Annotated in this window: 20 protein-coding genes; 11 read left to right on the forward strand and 9 right to left on the reverse strand. The window is 63.2% G+C overall.

Annotated elements, in window-relative coordinates; all coding sequences use genetic code 11:
- The first annotated feature begins 38 nt into the window (after positions 1-38).
- The 3 genes from hutG to NCR39_RS16955 all read left to right on the forward strand — a co-directional run bounded on the left by hutG (position 39) and on the right by NCR39_RS16955 (position 2431).
- Complete coding sequence (gene hutG, locus NCR39_RS16945) at positions 39-851, forward strand: N-formylglutamate deformylase (protein WP_250453233.1); 813 nt, start codon at positions 39-41, stop codon at positions 849-851.
- A 312-nt stretch (positions 852-1163) separates the two neighbouring features.
- The gene (locus tag NCR39_RS16950) at positions 1164-1490 is read left to right on the forward strand and encodes a DUF4148 domain-containing protein (protein ID WP_250453661.1); all 327 of its coding nucleotides are present in this window, start codon (positions 1164-1166) and stop codon (positions 1488-1490) included.
- A 164-nt stretch (positions 1491-1654) separates the two neighbouring features.
- Positions 1655-2431: a CDP-diacylglycerol diphosphatase gene (locus tag NCR39_RS16955; protein ID WP_250453234.1), complete on the forward strand. Its 777-nt coding sequence runs from the start codon at positions 1655-1657 to the stop codon at positions 2429-2431.
- Positions 2432-2441: 10 nt separating this feature from the next.
- On the opposite strand, the gene NCR39_RS16960 is transcribed toward NCR39_RS16955, so the two are convergent.
- Together NCR39_RS16960 and NCR39_RS16965 are read right to left on the reverse strand one after the other, a co-directional pair.
- Positions 2442-3680, reverse strand: coding sequence for an aspartate carbamoyltransferase (locus NCR39_RS16960; RefSeq protein ID WP_250453662.1), 1239 nt, complete (start codon positions 3678-3680; stop codon positions 2442-2444).
- 70 nt (positions 3681-3750) lie between these two features.
- Complete coding sequence (locus NCR39_RS16965) at positions 3751-4170, reverse strand: secondary thiamine-phosphate synthase enzyme YjbQ (protein WP_040052064.1); 420 nt, start codon at positions 4168-4170, stop codon at positions 3751-3753.
- 83 nt (positions 4171-4253) lie between these two features.
- Here NCR39_RS16965 and NCR39_RS16970 point away from each other — a divergent pair, with 83 nt between their 5' ends.
- Genes NCR39_RS16970 through NCR39_RS16980 form a run of 3 tightly spaced genes read left to right on the forward strand, consistent with a single transcriptional unit; the run spans position 4254 to position 6938 of the window.
- Positions 4254-4757, forward strand: coding sequence for a BON domain-containing protein (locus NCR39_RS16970; protein ID WP_250453235.1), 504 nt, complete (start codon positions 4254-4256; stop codon positions 4755-4757).
- A 29-nt stretch (positions 4758-4786) separates the two neighbouring features.
- Positions 4787-6145: an NfeD family protein gene (locus tag NCR39_RS16975; RefSeq protein ID WP_250453236.1), complete on the forward strand. Its 1359-nt coding sequence runs from the start codon at positions 4787-4789 to the stop codon at positions 6143-6145.
- Between the two features lie 13 nt (positions 6146-6158).
- Positions 6159-6938, forward strand: coding sequence for a slipin family protein (locus NCR39_RS16980; protein ID WP_250453237.1), 780 nt, complete (start codon positions 6159-6161; stop codon positions 6936-6938).
- Here the strand turns inward: NCR39_RS16980 and NCR39_RS16985 are convergent.
- On the reverse strand, positions 6935-7471 hold the full coding sequence (locus NCR39_RS16985) for a carboxymuconolactone decarboxylase family protein (protein WP_250453238.1): 537 nt from the start codon (positions 7469-7471) through the stop codon (positions 6935-6937). The genes NCR39_RS16980 and NCR39_RS16985 overlap by 4 nt on opposite strands.
- Positions 7472-7584: 113 nt before the next feature.
- Positions 7585-8913, reverse strand: coding sequence for an omega-aminotransferase AptA (gene aptA, locus NCR39_RS16990; RefSeq protein ID WP_250453239.1), 1329 nt, complete (start codon positions 8911-8913; stop codon positions 7585-7587).
- 134 nt (positions 8914-9047) lie between these two features.
- On the opposite strand from aptA, the gene NCR39_RS16995 reads away from it, so the two are divergent.
- Positions 9048-10454, forward strand: a complete 1407-nt coding sequence (locus tag NCR39_RS16995; RefSeq protein WP_250453663.1) for an aminotransferase-like domain-containing protein — start codon at positions 9048-9050, stop codon at positions 10452-10454.
- A gap of 4 nt (positions 10455-10458) precedes the next feature.
- Here the strand turns inward: NCR39_RS16995 and NCR39_RS17000 are convergent, their stop codons facing one another.
- From NCR39_RS17000 to NCR39_RS17015, 4 genes are all read right to left on the reverse strand, one after another.
- A complete protein-coding gene (locus NCR39_RS17000) occupies positions 10459-10761 on the reverse strand; it encodes a hypothetical protein (RefSeq protein ID WP_250453240.1) in 303 nt (100 codons plus the stop codon).
- A gap of 179 nt (positions 10762-10940) precedes the next feature.
- Complete coding sequence (locus NCR39_RS17005; RefSeq protein WP_250453241.1) at positions 10941-11720, reverse strand: ABC transporter substrate-binding protein; 780 nt, start codon at positions 11718-11720, stop codon at positions 10941-10943.
- Between the two features lie 134 nt (positions 11721-11854).
- Positions 11855-12259, reverse strand: coding sequence for an Hsp20/alpha crystallin family protein (locus tag NCR39_RS17010; protein ID WP_250453242.1), 405 nt, complete (start codon positions 12257-12259; stop codon positions 11855-11857).
- A gap of 21 nt (positions 12260-12280) precedes the next feature.
- On the reverse strand, positions 12281-12715 hold the full coding sequence (locus NCR39_RS17015) for an Hsp20/alpha crystallin family protein (protein WP_250453243.1): 435 nt from the start codon (positions 12713-12715) through the stop codon (positions 12281-12283).
- A 253-nt stretch (positions 12716-12968) separates the two neighbouring features.
- Here NCR39_RS17015 and NCR39_RS17020 point away from each other — a divergent pair, with 253 nt between their 5' ends.
- Genes NCR39_RS17020 through NCR39_RS17030 form a run of 3 tightly spaced genes read left to right on the forward strand, consistent with a single transcriptional unit; the run spans position 12969 to position 15562 of the window.
- Positions 12969-13952, forward strand: coding sequence for a 2-dehydropantoate 2-reductase (locus NCR39_RS17020; protein WP_250453244.1), 984 nt, complete (start codon positions 12969-12971; stop codon positions 13950-13952).
- 11 nt (positions 13953-13963) lie between these two features.
- Positions 13964-14332, forward strand: a complete 369-nt coding sequence (locus tag NCR39_RS17025) for a nucleotide pyrophosphohydrolase (RefSeq protein ID WP_250453245.1) — start codon at positions 13964-13966, stop codon at positions 14330-14332.
- Positions 14333-14389: 57 nt separating this feature from the next.
- The gene (locus tag NCR39_RS17030; protein WP_250453246.1) at positions 14390-15562 is read left to right on the forward strand and encodes an acyl-CoA dehydrogenase family protein; all 1173 of its coding nucleotides are present in this window, start codon (positions 14390-14392) and stop codon (positions 15560-15562) included.
- 37 nt (positions 15563-15599) lie between these two features.
- Here the strand turns inward: NCR39_RS17030 and NCR39_RS17035 are convergent, their stop codons facing one another.
- Positions 15600-15857, reverse strand: coding sequence for a DUF4148 domain-containing protein (locus NCR39_RS17035; RefSeq protein WP_250453247.1), 258 nt, complete (start codon positions 15855-15857; stop codon positions 15600-15602).
- 443 nt (positions 15858-16300) lie between these two features.
- Between NCR39_RS17035 and NCR39_RS17040 the strand changes: the two genes are divergently transcribed.
- On the forward strand, positions 16301-16540 hold the full coding sequence (locus NCR39_RS17040; RefSeq protein ID WP_250453248.1) for a hypothetical protein: 240 nt from the start codon (positions 16301-16303) through the stop codon (positions 16538-16540).
- Positions 16541-16575: the final 35 nt, after the last annotated feature.

Consider the following 16575-nt stretch of genomic DNA (forward strand, 5'->3'; position numbering starts at 1 on the left):
CGCTGCCCGCGTGACGTTCAATCGACGAGGCCGCCGACATGGAAATCATCAACGACTGCTCGATCTACACGCTCGAGCGCGGCAGCGCGCCGCTTCTGATTTCGATTCCGCATCGCGGCACGCGCATTCCGGACGCGCTCGCGGAGGAGATGACGCCGGTTGCGCGGCGCGTCGATGATTGCGACTGGCATCTCGAACGCCTCTACGCGTTCGCGCGCGAGATGGGCGCGTCGATTCTGCTGCCGGAATTCGCGCGCTACGTGATCGACCTGAACCGGCCGCCCGACGACGCGAATCTTTATCCGGGCCGCGACACGACCGGCCTCTGTCCCGTCGATACGTTCGAGAAGGAGCCTCTGTATCTGCCGGGACATGTGCCGTCGCGCGAACAGATCGAGGCGCGCCGTGCGCTGTACTGGCAGCCGTATCACGATGCACTCGCCGCCGAACTCGCCGCCCTGCGCGACGCGCATGGCCGCGTGCTGCTTTGGGAGGCGCATTCGATCCGCTCGGTCGTGCCGCGCTTCTTCGACGGCCGTTTGCCCGATTTCAACTTCGGCACGGTGGACGGGGCATCGGCGGCGGCGGGGCTGGCGGAGCGGCTGGCGGGAATCGTGGAACGCGACGGGCGGTATTCGACCGTCGCCAATGGTCGTTTCAAGGGCGGCTACATCACGCGGCGCTACGGCGAGCCGGCCAATGGCGTTCATGCCGTTCAGCTCGAACTCACGCAGGCGACGTACATAGAGGAGTCGTCGCCCTACGCCTACGACGAAAGCCGCGCGAGCCAGGTGCAGCCGTTGTTGCGCGAACTGCTCGAAGCGGCGGTGGAACATGTCCGCGCGGCATAAGCGTGGCGTGGCGATGACGGCTGGCTGGCATCCACGTAATGACGCTTTCAGCCTGATTCGCGACATCAGCGCGCTTGTGGCGACAAAAACAATTGTGAATCAACTGGTTAGCTTATTCGTTGATTCAATGACCGCCGATCGTTGCAAAAATAGATTGTTGTCATTTCAACAAATATCTTTCGCTCAAATAGGGGTTTCCCCTAGGTCGATGCCCTCTTAAACTTGCTTTCAACGAAACGAAATCAGACAGCGCTTAAAGAGCTTCCGATTCCGGTTTCGATCTCAAAACAAGATTACTGGAGGTTCATCATGATCAAGTCTTTCGTTCCTGCACTCGTTATCGCTTCGGCTCTCGTCGCTCCGACTTTCGCTTTCGCTCAGAACAACGCTCCCGTCACCCGCGAGCAAGTGCGCGCGCAACTGGTCCAACTGGAAAAGGCGGGCTACAACCCGGCTGAAGATCGCGTGACGTATCCGGAAAGCCTCCAGGCCGCGCAAGCGCGCGTGAACGCCGAGCAAGGCGTTTCGGCGACGTCTTACGGTGCGTCGACCGCCGGTACGGCACAGTCCGGCGCGCGTCCGGTTTCGCGTTCGGCCATCTCGATGTCGGATCGCAACGCCGTCTACTTCGGCCATTAAGGCGAAGGGCAGTAGCAGCAAGCAGCAGGCAGTAAGCAGCGCCAGTCGCGATGTTCGCGGCTGGCGCTTTTTCGTGCGCGCTCGTTCGAAACGCGGCGCGCAGCTTGGCGTCACACGCGTGAAGCATAATCCGGAGCGTCTTTTCTCCATGCGACTCCGTATTCATGCCGATGCGACTCATCAGGAATCTCGTTCTGGCCAGCGTCGTCGCGACGCTCGGCTTCGCGCTGCCGTGCGCCCGCGCCGCGAATCCCAATGCGCTGTGGAACATCGTCGATGGACAGTGCGTGCCCGCCGCCGAGGGCGCTGCAACCAGGCAGCCGTGCGCGGACGTGAATCTCGCGGCGGGCTATGCCGTGCTGAAAGACATCGTGGGCGTCGCGCAGTATTTGCTGATTCCGACGGCGCGCGTGAGCGGCATCGAAAGCCCGGAATTGCTCGACGCCAACGCACCGAATTATTGGCGCGACGCGTGGCAAAGCCGCCATTTCGTCGACGATGCATTGCGCAGCCGCCTGCCGCGCGACGAAATTTCACTGGCGATCAATTCGGCGAGCGGGCGCACGCAGAACCAGTTGCATATTCACATCGATTGCCTCGCCGCCGATGTCGCCGACGCGCTGCGCGAAGCGGGGCCGGACATCGGCACGGAATGGTCGCCGCTGCCGATGCGCCTGCGCGGGCATCGCTACCGCGCGATGCGTATCGACGACGCGGATCTCTCGCACACCGATCCGTTCAAGCTGCTCGCGGCGGCCCTCGCGCGCGAAGGCGGCGCGATGGGCGACCAGACGCTCCTGCTCGCCGGCGCCGTCCGCCGCGACGGCGCGCCCGCGTTTTATCTGCTCAACGATCACGTCGGCGTGGGCAACTGGGCGTCGGCGGAAGAGCTGCAGGATCACACGTGCGGACGGGTGAATCGGGAAATCGAAAAGCCGTGACCGTTGCGCGTCAATCGAATCCGTGGAACACCGCGTCGTCCGGTCCGACCGATGCCGGCGACTTCCACGTCGCGTCGCGCATGGAATGCCGCACCTGATTCTCGACGCCCAATAGCGCCGCGAAAATCGCCATGCGCACTGCGATGCCGTTGTCGGTCTGGCGGAAAATCGCGAGCCGCGAATCGTGATTCAGATCGGTGGCGAGATCGTTCGCGCCCGGGCGGCTGTCGCGCGGCAGCGGATGCATGATGAGCGTGTCGCGCCCGCAGACATCGTCGACGAGCGCGCGGTTGATCTGGAAATCCGGCGTATAGCCTTCGATCGATTCATCCGCGAATCGCTCTTTCTGAATGCGCGTCGCATAGACCACGTCGGCGTTCGCGAGGCCCGCGCGCAGGTCGCTCGTCTGCTCGATGGCATGCCCGCCGCGCCCGATGCGCTCCACGATATGCGCCGGCATTTCCAGCGAAGCCGGCGAAACGAGCGTGAACTTCAGCCCCTTGTACAGCGAAAGCAACTTGGCGAGCGAATGCACGGTTCGCCCGTACTTGAGGTCGCCGACCATCGCGATATGCGCGCCATCGACGATCTTCCCGAGCCGCGAGAACTCGCGCTGGATGGTGTAAAGATCGAGCAGCGCCTGGCTCGGATGCTCGCCGGGGCCGTCGCCCGCGTTGATGACGGGAATGTTCGTCGCGCGCGCGAACTCCGCGACCGAGCCTTGCTCCGGATGCCGCACGACGATGGCGTCCGCGTAGCCGCTGATGACGCGGCTCGTGTCGTAGATGGACTCGCCCTTCGCCATCGACGAAAACGTGAAGCCGGTCGTATCGCACACGGAACCGCCCAGGCGGCAGAACGCCGCGCCGAAGCTCACGCGCGTGCGCGTGCTCGCCTCGAAGAACAGATTGGCGAGCACCGCGCCTTCCAGCACGCGCGTGATTTTCCGGCGGCGCGCGATGGGCTGCATCATGTCCGCCGTCCGGAAAAGCGCTTCGGCGGATTCGCGCGAAAACTGGTCGATGGACAGCAATTGCGGCCGGCCTTCGAATTCGATCGAGTATGCGCTCTGCGTAGATGCGCTGCCTTCCGGCAAGCCCGCCAGTATTTCGCCGACGTAACGCGCCGCGATTTCCGGCATCGCGCGCGATTCGGGCGACTCGTCCGGCAGAAGCCAGGTGTCGAGCGCCCGCCGCGACACGCCGATGCGCGCGGCGAACGCGTCGCGGGTCATGTTAAGACGCCGCATGGCGTCGCGAAGCACGGTTTGTTGCTGGGTCACGGTGACGCTCCGAAGTGTACGCGGAGCGTATAGTAGGTTACTCGCCGATCAGATGCAAGACCAGTTCGCGGTCATGCGGCGACGCCCGATGCTCGAACACGTAAATGCCTTGCCACGTACCGAGCACCATGCGCCCGGCTTCGACGGGAATCGAAAGCTGTACGTTCGTGAGCGCGGTTCGCAGATGCGCGGGCATGTCGTCGGGGCCTTCGGCGTCGTGGATGTAGCGGCCCGGCGCTTCGGGCGCGACCGTCTCGAAATAACGTTCGAGGTCCGCGCGCACGTCGGGATCGGCGTTTTCCTGAATCAGCAGCGACGCCGACGTATGCCGGCAGAACACGGTCAGAAGGCCGGTGCGGATGTCCTGCATGTCGATCCAGCGATCGATTTCGCGCGTGACTTCGTGCAGCCCGCGCGCGTGCGTGGCGAGCCTCAAGTGGTGGAGTGCCTGTTTCATGTCGATCTCGTATTTCGTGGCGAGTGGAGGGTTCAGCCTGATGGACTATGCTTCCCGAGTGCGGGTTCACGGACGACGCGCCCATGCGCTCATTCTTGCCGATTCCGAATGCAACGTGCGTGCTCGCTCTCGCGCTGTTCTCGCTGATCGCTCGCGCCGACGAACCGCTCGCCAATCGCGGCAACGATCCTTTCCTGCACGTATCGAACGCCATTCCTGCTTGCCCCGCGCCGCGCGGCCCGTTCGAAACGCAGCAGGAATGGCTCGACGAAGCGCATTACCGCATCGAACGCGGCAATAGCTGCTGGATCGCGGGGCGCTGCCGTCTTTCGAACAGCTACGAATACGACAAGGAAATCTCCGAAAGCGTGACGCGCCGCCTGAACGCGCTGAACGCATCGCTGCAATGGCGCGAGAAAACGAGCCTGTGGCTCACGCTGCAGCGGCGCTTCATCTATATCGACGGCTGCGTGTCGCGCGATTTCGACAAGGCCCGCTTCGCCGCCGAACTGGGCGAGACGGCCGATGTCGAGAAGATCATCGACCGCACGACGGTTCTATCGCCTAATCTGAAAGCGAGACCGTGAGCGACGCCGGCGCTGGCCGGCGATGACCGATGACAACGAATCGCGCTGACTGGCTGCGCCTGTTCGCCCGACGCCTCCTGCTGGCGGCCGCGCTCGCCTTGTGCGCGCTTCGTGCGGACGCCGCCGCGCCGGTCGTCGTGATTCCGTTGTCCGGCGCGATCGGCCCGGCGAGCGCGGATTTCGTCGTGCGGTCGCTGGCGCGCGCCGCCGACGAGCGCGCGCAACTCGTCGTGCTGCGTATCGACACGCCCGGCGGCCTCGATCTTTCCATGCGCGCCATCATCCAGGCGATGCTGGCGTCGCCGGTGCCGGTCGCCGCGTTCATCGCGCCGAGCGGGGCGCGCGCGGCGAGCGCGGGGACCTACATCGTCTATGCGAGTCATATTGCCGCGATGGCGCCCGGCACGAATCTCGGCGCGGCCACGCCGATCCAGCTCGGCATGGGCGGCGGAGAACGCGCGGCGTCCGATGCGTCGTCGGCCGAATCGCGCAAGGCGATGCAGGACGCCGCCGCCTACATTCGCGGTCTCGCGCAATTGCGCGGCCGCAACGAGCAATGGGCGGAGCGGGCGGTGCGCGAAGCGGTCGCGCTCTCGGCGAACGAGGCGCTCGCGCAGAAAGTGATCGACCTGACCGCGACCGATATCCCCGATCTGCTCGCCAAAGTCGACGGCCGGCACGTGCGCACGGCACAAGGCGAACGCGTGCTCGCGACGCGCACGGCGAGCGTCGTCGGCGTGGAGCCGGACTGGCGCAGCCGCTTTCTCGCGACCATCACGAACCCGAGCGTCGCGCTCATCCTGATGATGATCGGCATGTACGGGCTCTTCTTCGAGTTCGCGAATCCCGGCTTCGTGCTGCCGGGCGTCGCGGGCGCGATCTGTCTGCTCGTCGGCCTGTTCGCGCTGCAACTGCTGCCGATCAGCTACGTCGGGCTGGGGCTGATCGTGCTCGGCATCGGCTGTCTCGTCGCGGAGATGTTCTTGCCGACGTTCGGCGCGCTCGGCATCGGCGGCATCGTGGCGTTCGCCATCGGCGCGCTGATGCTGATCGATACCGACGTGCCCGGCTTCGGCATCCCGATTGGCGTCGTGCTCGCGCTCGCGGCGATCACCGCGCTCTTCGTGTTCGCGGTGTCCGGCGTCGCGTTGAAGGCGCGGAGGCGGCCGGTCGTGAGCGGCGCGGAGGCGATGCTCGGCAGCGTCGGCGTCATGCTGGACGACGGCGGCGCGAGCGGATGGGCGCGCGTGCACGGCGAACGCTGGCGCGTGCAGCCGACAGGCGCGCGTTCGCTGCCGGGCGCGGGTGCGCGCGTGCGGATCGTCGCGCGCGACGGGCTCACGCTCACCGTCGAACCGCTCGAAGATCAACGTCAACAGGCAGCTTAACGAGGCGAGGAACATGGGGCTTACTTACGGCTTTAGCGGCGTCGTCATTGCGTTCGTCATCTTCATTTTGGCGTCGGCGGTGCGCATTTTTCGCGAATACGAACGCGGCGTCGTGTTCATGCTCGGGCGCTTCTGGAAGGTGAAAGGGCCGGGGCTCGTGCTGATCATTCCGGTCGTGCAGCAGGTCGTGCGCATGGACCTGCGCACCGTCGTATTCGACGTGCCGCCGCAAGACGTCATCACGCGCGACAACGTCTCGGTGAAGGTGAATGCCGTGGTGTACTTTCGCGTCGTCGATCCGGAAAAGGCCGTGATTCAGGTCGCGCGCTTTCTGGATGCGACGAGCCAGCTTTCGCAAACCACGTTGCGCGCGATACTCGGCAAGCATGAACTCGATGAACTCCTGTCCGAGCGCGAGCGCCTGAACAGCGACATCCAGCGCGTGCTCGACGCGCAGACCGATGCGTGGGGCATCAAGGTATCGAACGTGGAAATCAAGGACGTGGACATCAACGAGACGATGATCCGCGCGATCGCCCGGCAGGCCGAAGCCGAGCGCGAGCGCCGCGCGAAGATCATTCATGCGGAAGGCGAACTGCAGGCATCGGAAAAGCTGCTTCAGGCGGCGCAAATGCTCGCGCAGGCGCCGCAAGCAATGCAGCTTCGCTATCTGCAAACGCTGACGACGATCGCCGCCGACAAGAACTCGACGATCGTCTTCCCCGTGCCGATCGATCTGGTGAGCGCGGTGATCGAACGCTTCAGCAGGGGAAAAGCCGGCGACGCGGCTTAGACGAGCGCGGGGAAGTCCAGCGTCGTATCGTTCACGCGGTTCACGAGATTCGTGAAGTGGATGACGCTCATCGCGAACAGCGCGTCGATGACTTGCGCTTCCGAATAGCCGGCTTCGCGCACATCGGCGAGCACGCGGGCATCGACGGTGCCGCGCGAATCCGCCACGTGCCGCACGAAGCGCACGAGGGCATCGCGCTTCGCGTTGCCGGTCGCATCGCCCGCGCGAATCTGCTGCGTTTCCGCTTGCGTCAAGCCGACCATCTTGCCGACGACCGTATGCGCCGCAGCACAGTAATCGCAACCCGCGAGTTCGCTCACGGCGAGCTTGATCGCTTCGGCATCGGCCTTGTCGAGGCTGCTGCGCGCGAGCACTGCATCGTTGGCGAGCGCGGCGCCGAGCGCGCCGGGGCTATGCGTGCCGATCGTCGCGTACGCGTTCGGCACGCGTCCCATCGCCTTCTTGATAGCGCCGAAAAGTTCGGCGGTCTTGCCGGTGGCTTCGTTGACGTTCACTTGGGAAAGACGTGACATGGTGTGCTCCTGATTCGTTGGTTGGCCATCTGCATGGCATGGCTCAACTGTAGGAGCACACGTCGCCGGCGTGAATGCGCGCGCGTCTCATGAACACGCGCGATCGTCTCAGATTACTTCACGCTCGCGAGCACTTTGCGCACGGTGCCGAAGATGTGATCGATCTGCTCGTCCTCGATGATGAGCGGCGGCGAGAACGCGAGGATGTCGCCCGTATAACGCACGAGCACGCCCGCTTCGAAGCATTTCACGAAGACCTCGTAGGCACGCGCGCCCGGTGCGCCCTCGCGCGATTCGAGTTCGATGCCCGCCACCAGCCCGAGATTGCGGATGTCCTTGACGTAAGGCGCATCGCGCAACGCGTGCACCGCGTCTTCGAACTTCTGCGCCTTGGACGCCGCGCGGTCGAACAGCTTGTCGCGCACGTAGAGATCGAGCGTGGCGACGGCCGCCGCGGTCGCCACCGGATGCGCGGAGTACGTGTAGCCGTGAAAGAGTTCGATGGCATTGGCCGCGCCCGCATCGACGATCGCGTCGTGCACCTTGCGATGCGCCGCGACCGCGCCCATCGGAATCGTGGCGTTGTTGATCGCCTTCGCCATCGTGATGAGATCGGGCGTCACGCCGAAGAACTCGCTCGCGGTCGCTTTGCCGAGACGCCCGAAGCCGGTGATGACTTCATCGAAGATCAGAAGAATGCCGTGCTTCGTGCAGATCTCGCGCAGCTTTTGCAGATAGCCCTTCGGCGGAATGAGCACGCCGGTGGAACCCGCGAGCGGTTCGACGATGACGGCCGCAATCGTCGATGCATCGTGTAGCGCGACGATGCGCTCCAGTTCGTCCGCGAGATGCTCGCCCCACGCGGGCTGGCCCTTCGAAAACGCGTTGTGCGCGAGGTCGTGCGTATGCGGCAGATGATCGACCGACGGCAATAGCGCGCCCGAGAACGTCTTGCGATTCGGCGCGATGCCGCCCACCGAAATGCCGCCGAAGCCCACGCCGTGATAGCCGCGCTCGCGTCCGATGAGCCGCGTGCGCTGTCCTTCGCCGCGCGCGCGATGGTACGCAATCGCCATCTTGAGCGCGGTATCGACGGACTCGGAGCCCGAGTTCGTGAAGAAGATGCGGTCGAGTCCTTCGGGCATCAGCGCGGCCACTTTGGACGCGGCTTCGAATGCAAGCGGATGCCCCATCTGGAACGTCGGCGCGAAGTCGAGCGTGGCGAGCGCCTTCTGCACGGCATCGACGATCTCGTCGCGGCAATGGCCCGCGTTCACGCACCAGAGGCCCGCGCAGCCGTCGAGCACGTCGCGGCCATCGGTCGAACGGTAGTACATGCCTTTCGCGCTTTCGAGCAGGCGCGGCGCGGCCTTGAACTGACGATTCGCGGTGAAGGGCATCCAGAACGACGACAGATCGTCGATGACGGGGCGAGCATTCATAACGGGTCTCCAGGGAAGAACGGTCACTCTATTCCGAACAAAATCACGCGGCATATACAGTTGTTTCACTGCGCTGCCAACTGTGCTGGCAAAATGCGGCAAACTGTGCTGGCCACCAATCGGCGATGGACACCATGATCGAACTCAAGCTCGAACGCGGCTCGCGGCAGGGGGCGACGCTCGTCGAACAACTCGTGCGCGCGTTTTCGTCGGCGATCGAAGGCGAGACCTTGCGCGCGGGCGCGTTGCTGCCTTCCGTGCGCCGTCTTGCCGACGATCAGAACCTGAGCACCTTCACGGTGACCGAAGCCTATGGCCGCCTCGTGTCGATGGGGCTCGTCACCGCGCGGCGCGGATCGGGGTATCGCGTGGCGCAGCGCGGTCATCGGGAACAGTCGCGCGCGGTCGAGTGGCAGCCGCCGAGTCTCACCGCGACGTGGCTGCTCTCCGATGTCTTCGCGGATCATTCGGTGCCGATCAAGGCCGGCTGCGGCTGGCTGCCGAACGAATGGGTCAACGAGAGCGGCCTGCAGCATGCGTTGCGCGCGATGAGCCGCGTGCCCGCCGCGCGCATCGCGGATTACGGGCATCCGTACGGCTTCGCGCCGCTGCGCGAGCGCATTGCCGAGCAACTGGATCGATACGGCTTGCCCGTGGATGCCGCATCGAACGTGTTGTTGACGGCGGGCGCGACCCAGGCGCTCGATCTCATCGTGCGCACTTTGCTGCGCCCCGGTGACACAGTGGTCGTCGAAGATCCCGGCTACTGCAATCTCCTGCAGATTCTCAAGCTCGCCGGTCTCGACGTGCATGGCGTGCCGCGCACCGAGGCGGGCATCGATACGGACGTGTTCGAGCGCATCGTGATCGCGCATCGACCGAAAGCCGTGTTTCTCAACACGACCTTGCAGAATCCGACGGGCGCGACGTTCAACATGGCGTCCGCGTTCCGGCTCATGCAGATCGCGGAGCGGCACGGCCTGTGGGTGGTCGAGGACGATGTGAACCGCGAACTCGCGCCGGCCGGCGCGCCCTTGCTCGCGGCGATGGAAGGGCTCAATCGCGTGCTGTATGTCGGCGGTTTTGCGAAGACGATCACGCCGTCGCTGCGATGCGGTTATGTCATCGCCGAGCGCGACGTGCTGCGCGAACTGGCGCGCACGAAGATGGCGGTCGGCTTGACGTCGTCGGAGGCGACGGAGCGCATCGTCGAAAAAGTGCTCACGGAAGGGCGTTACGCGCGCCACGTCGAATTCGTGGTGGACAAGCTGAAGGACGCGCACGCGCTCGTCGAAGCGCGCATGGACGCGCTGGGCGTGACACTGTTTCGCCGTCCGCGTGCAGGGCTATTCGTGTGGGCGTCCTTGCCGATCGATCCGTCAGACGCAAGCGATGTCGCCACGCGCGCGCTCGAGCACGGCATCTGGCTCGCGCCCGGCTCGTATTTCCGTCCGGGCGATGCGCCGAGCGCGTGCTTTCGCTTCAACGTGCCTTATTCCGTCGACGATGCGCTCTGGAATTTCCTGAGCGAGTCGCTTTAACGAATCAAGCGGCGGCTTGCGCGCCCGCGCGATGAACAAGCGCTTGCTGACGCGCCGCGCGCTTGTCATGGCGCGATGCGGCCAGATGCGCCTGCAAGCGCTCGCACACATCTTTTCTGCGCACGGGATTGAGCGGATCGCACAGACGAATGGTGAGTGTCGCGGCTTGCACGTGCAGCGGCATCGCAACATCCGGCTCGGGCGCTTCCCACAGCACCACGGTATGCGTGCCATCCGAAACCTGCACGACCTGAAAGCGTGCGAGGTCGATTTTGCCAAGCTCGTGAGGTTCGATCGAGTGATGCATGATGTCCCCGGAATCAGTTCTCCATGTGCCGCCACCTCATGCAAACACCATGCCGATGGCGGCTTTCCGCGCAACGCCGAAAACACCGCGTTCCAGCGTGTAATTTTCAGCGTGGCGTTCGTGAAATAACGACAGTGCCCGTTAAGAGACGGCGTTATCGTCGGAGAAAAGCGGACACGTCACTCGCCGTAAATGTCGAAGTCGAAGTACTTCTTTTCGATGCGCTTGTACGTGCCGTCCTTGATCATCGCGGCAATCGCGCCGTCGAGCTTTTCCTTCAAGTCGGTGTCTTCCTTGCGCAGGCCGATAGCCGTGCCGGGGCCGAAAATCGCGCTGTCTTCGAGCGCGGGACCGGCGAAGTCGTAGGGCTTGCCGCGCGGGGTATCGAGAAAGCCGCGTTCCGCTTGCACCGCATTTTGCAGCGATGCATCGAGGCGGCCGGTCAGCAGGTCCGCATAAACCTGATCCTGATCCGCATACGATACGACCGTCACGCCTTTCGCGCCCCAATGCGCTTTGGCGTAAGTTTCCTGCATGGAGCCTTGTTCGACGCCCACCGATTTGCCCGCGAGCGATTCCGCCGTCGGCTGGATTTTCGAATCTCGCCGCGCGACGAGACGCGTCGGCACGTGGAAGAGCTTGCTGGAGAAGGCGATCTGCTTGACGCGCGCGGGCGTCATGGACATGGTGGACAGCACGCCGTCGAATTTGCGCGATTTGAGGCCGGGAATCATGCCGTCGAATGCATTTTCGACCCACACGCATTTCGCATTCAGACGTCGGCACAGTTCGTTGCCGACATCGATATCGAAGCCGACGAGCGTGCCGTCCGGCGCTTTCGATTCGAACGGCGGATAGCTTGCGTCGACGCCAAAGCGGATGGTCGACCAGTCTTTCGCGTGCGCGCTGACGGATACGGCCAGCAAGGAGCCCAACACCACCTTCAACAGCTTATTCACGATTGTCTCTTCCCTTCTTTAGCAATGAATTCGAATAGTTTTAAACCGACGCTAAAGAATTATAAAGGGACGCTCGATCCGAATAAAAAAATGGCCGCGATTCACGCGGCCATTCGATGCTTGAGGCAGAACGTTTAGTTCGAACGCACTTCGATGCGGCGCGGACGCGCTTCTTCGCGACGCGGAATGGTCAGCTTGAGCACGCCATTCGTGAGATTGGCGTCGATCTTCGTGGTGTCGAAGTCATCGCTCACGGTGAACGCGCGGGCAAAGCGCGGCGCGCGCACTTCGGCGTGATGCACGCGCAAGCCGGCCTGCGCGGAGATGACCGCTTCCGCTTCGATAAAGAGCCGTGCGTCGTGCACTTTCACGTCGAGCCGCTCGCGCGGCACGCCGGGCAAGTCCGCCCATAGCGTGATGCCGTGGCTGTCTTCGACGATATCGACGGCGGGCGTGATCGCCGGGCGGCGCGCGGTGTCGTCGGTCTTGCGAGTGACTTCGCCTTCGTTGCGTTGTGCGATCTGCGTGTTGTCGGTCATGATCTGCTCCCGGGTCTTCTCTTACTGAATGGTGATGGCGCGCGGCTTGGACGCTTCGCGCTTGCCGACGGTAATGGACAGCGTGCCGTTTTCATAACGCGCTTCGACCTTGTCGACGTCCGCGTTTTGCGGCAATTCGATCACGCGGCGAAAGCTGCCCGTGAAGCGCTCTTTCGCATACGTGCGCGCGCCTTCGGCAAAGGTCTCTGCCTTGCGCTCGCCGCTGATGGTCAACGTGCCTTTGTCGACGGTGACTTCCATCGACGCCGGATCGACGCCCGGTGCAAACGCGACGATTTCCACTGCGTCGTCGGTGCTGCCGATATTCAATTGCGGAAAGACATCGGTGCGGCTCGAACGAATGCTCGAAGGGAGATTGCCGAACACCGTCGACATTTGCCGCTGCATGCGGTCGAGTTCCTGAAACAGGTCGCCGCCAAAGTAAAAGTCACTCATGGTCCAGCCTCCGATAACGCGAATAAGTTGATCGATCGAGACAGCGTTCATTGCCGCTGCCATTGCATCGAAAATAGGAGCGCGGACTATCGTTTCAATAGCGGACGACGCATTTTCAGCGTGATTTTTTATTCGCTATGAGGCTCTTGAAAAGCGCTTCGCGGCGCCTAGATTCGACCGAATGCGCCGCGCGTGCAAAGTGCGCGGCTGCTCTTACAATGAGCGCTTCACGGTTCCTCACGAGGACGGCACGATGAAGGTATGCATATACGGCGCAGGCGCTATCGGCGGATGGATCGGCGTGAAGCTCGCGCAGGCAGGGTGCGATGTCAGCGTGGTGGCGCGCGGCGCGACGCTCGACGCGCTCAAGGCGCATGGTCTGCAACTCGTCGAGAAGGACGCGACGCATACCGTGCAGGTCGAAGCGAGCGCGTCGCCCGCCGATCTCGGCGAGCAAGACCTTGTCGTGGTAGCCGTCAAAGCGCCGGCGATGGAATCGGTGGCCGCGCATATCGCGCCGCTCGTCGGCAAGCAGTCGATCGTGCTCACCGCAATGAACGGCGTGCCGTGGTGGTTCTGCGAAGGCCTGGGTGAAGCGTTCGCGGGCAAGCGCCTTTCGTCGGTGGACCCGCATGGCGCGATTGCAGCGGCGATTCCCGTCGCGCAAACGGTCGGCTGCGTGGTGCATGCAAGCTGCTTCGTCGAAGCGCCGGGCGTCATTCGCCATCATCAGGGCAAGGGCCTCATTCTCGGCGAGGCGAACGGCAAGCAGAGCGAGCGCGTGGAATCGCTGGTATCGCTCTTTGCCAAGGCGGGTTTCGATGCGTCGCATTCGCCGCACATTCAGCGCGACGTATGGTTCAAGCTGTGGGGCAACATGACGATGAACCCGATCAGCGCCATCACGGGCGCCACGACGGATCGCATTCTCGGCGATGAACTCGTGCGTGGCTTCGTCACCCGCATCATGCTGGAAGCGAAGGAAATCGGCGCGCGCTTCGGCATTCCGATCGAACAGGAGCCGCAAGACCGGCACGCGGTCACGCTCAAGCTCGGCGCGATGAAAACATCCATGCTGCAGGACGTGGAAGCACGCAAGGCCGTGGAACTCGATGCGCTCGTCGCATCGGTAAGAGAACTCGGCGAAATGACCGGCGTGCCCACGCCTTTCACCGATGCGCTGCTTGGACTCGCACGTCTGCACGCGCGTACCTTGGGCCTTTATCCCGCGCAGTGAGTTGAATCGATATGGACAATCAAAAGCCAAGTGAGTTGCTCGCCATGCGCGACCTGCTGCGTGAATTCGTCAGCGAGCGCGACTGGAGCCGTTTTCATTCGCCCAAGAATCTGGCGGCGGCGCTGAGCGTCGAAGCGAGTGAGTTGCTCGAGCCGTTCACGTGGCTCGCAACCGGCGACAAAACCGAACTCGACGACGCCAAGCTGCGCGCCATTCGCCACGAAATGGCCGACGTGCTCGCGTATCTCGTGATGCTCGCAGATTCACTCGATGTCGATCTTCACAGCGCGCTCCTGGAAAAGATGGCGATCAACCGCACGAAGTATCCGGCGCACAAGGTTCGCGGCGATGCCCGCAAATACAGCGAATACGATGAATGACGAAAGGCGCGTATCCCGTTAAGCTCGCCTGAATCGAACGAACACGAGGGATAACCGATGGACTTTTCGCTTACGCCCGAACTCACTGAATTGCAAGCACGCGTGCGCGCGTTCATTGCAGATGAAATCGTGCCTTTCGAACGCGATCCGCGCTGCACGCCGCATGGCCCGAACGAGGCCCTGCGCGCGGAGCTGATCGCCAAAGGGCGCAAGGCGGGATTGCTGTCGAGTCATGTTTCGCCGGAATTCGGCGGGCTTGGATTGGGACACGTCGCTAAAGCCATTCTCTTCGAAGAAGCCGGTTATTCGCCGCTTGGACCGGTGGCGTTGAATATTGCCGCGCCCGACGAAGGCAACATGCATCTGCTCGAAGCCATTGCGACGCCCGAGCAAAAAGAGCGTTGGCTCAGGCCTTTGGCTGCGGGCGAGATTCGCTCGTGCTTTTGCATGACGGAGCCGCCGCCGGGGGCGGGCGCGGACCCGGCCATGCTTCAGACCATCGCCACGCGCGACGGCGACGACTACGTGATCGACGGCCGCAAGTGGTTCATCACGGGCGCGGAAGGCGCGGCGGTCGCGATCATCATGGCGAAATTCGCGGATGGCCCCGCGACGATGTTTCTCGCCGACATGAAGAGCGACGGCATCGTGATCGAGCGCTCGATGGATTCGCTCGATACCTGTTTTCCCGGCGGCCACGGCGTCGTGCGCTTCGAAGGCTTGCGCGTGCCCGCCGCGAACGTGCTCGGCGAGCCGGGCGAAGGCTTTCGTTATGCGCAGGTGCGGTTGTCGCCCGCGCGCCTCACGCACTGCATGCGCTGGTTAGGCGCGGCGCGTCGAGCGCACGATGTCGCGAGCGAACATGCGCGCCGGCGTCAGGCTTTCGGCAAGACGCTTGGCGAACATGAAGGCGTCGGCTTCATGCTCGCGGACAACGAGATGGATCTGCACATCACGCGCCTGGCGATCTGGCATTGCGCCTGGGTGCTGGATCAGGGCGTGCTCGGCAAGCACGAATCGAGCATTGCGAAAGTGGTGTCGTCGGAAGCGCTGTGGCGAGTCGTCGATCGATCGGTGCAAGTGCTGGGCGGGCAGGGCGTCACGCATGAGACAGTGGTGGCGCGAATCTTCGCGGACATGCGCGCGTTCCGCATCTACGATGGCCCTTCCGAGGTGCATCGATGGAGCATTGCACGGCGCATCCTGCGCGGGGAGAAGCCACGCGCATAGATGCATCGTCCGGTTGCGCGTCTCGACGCGCAGTCGGTCAATATGCGTTGTTGCCCAGGCCCTGATGCTGGCCTTGCGGTGCGCGTTGTTGCGCAAGCACGCGGCTTGCCCGAATCGCATTCTCGGGATAGTGCACCCAGTCGGTGGGGTCATAGCCGGCCGCGAACCAGGCGAGCGTTTCCTGCCGCACTTGCTCGCGCGTCTTGGGCGAATTATCGGAAAGCGGTTGCGCAAAAGCGGACGCCGCCCAACATGCGGCGAGCGCACCGAGGATGAGTTGGCAAAGTACTTTCATGAAAATCCCCTTGTACTCGCTTAAAGGCGGGTCTACTCATTCTAGGCGACAGATCGTCGACTTTCAGGGTAAACCGCGATGAATCGGCCTTAACGAATTTGTTTCAGCAAAGCGCGTCAGCCTAATGATTGATCAGACACGCAGCTTGCTTGAACAAGAGGTCGTCACGACGGCAACGCATCGTAAATGCATCGACGATTTCGTTACATCTGGTAGCGATTGACTGCGATCGTTATCACTTTTGACGCTAAGCGTTTCATCGACACCACGCTGGGGAAAGCCCGTGTTGCGACGCAGCAATCCGTTGACTATGATGCTTTGAGCAGCCGGCAATGCCGCATGAAACTATTGCCCTACAAAGGGCTAACGAAGCGCCCGTAAGCAGGAGTGTTCGTCGAGGCGGAAGCGTAGCCAGATGAACGTCACTTGCAGGAGCCGCATGTATGGAACTGATCGCATCGTCTAATCCAACGCTACACGTCTTCCATCAGGAAGGCGGCTGGCATTGGGGCATCACCGTTGAACGCGCGGCCGGCGGCGGCATGAAGGTGGTCGCCTATAGCGACGAGGGCTTCGATTCGGAAGACGAAGCGCGCGAGGACGGCGAACATGTCCTGCGCTCGGAAGACTGGCGCGCGCGCCAGAGTTTCAGCCGCAGCGAACGGCGTCCCGGTTGCACGTAGGCGAAGCGATAGTCGTCCATCAATCGCTTCGCTCT

Origin of the sequence: Caballeronia sp. ATUFL_M2_KS44, assembly GCF_023630965.1 — a bacterium.
Classification (GTDB): Bacteria; Pseudomonadota; Gammaproteobacteria; order Burkholderiales; family Burkholderiaceae; genus Caballeronia; species Caballeronia concitans.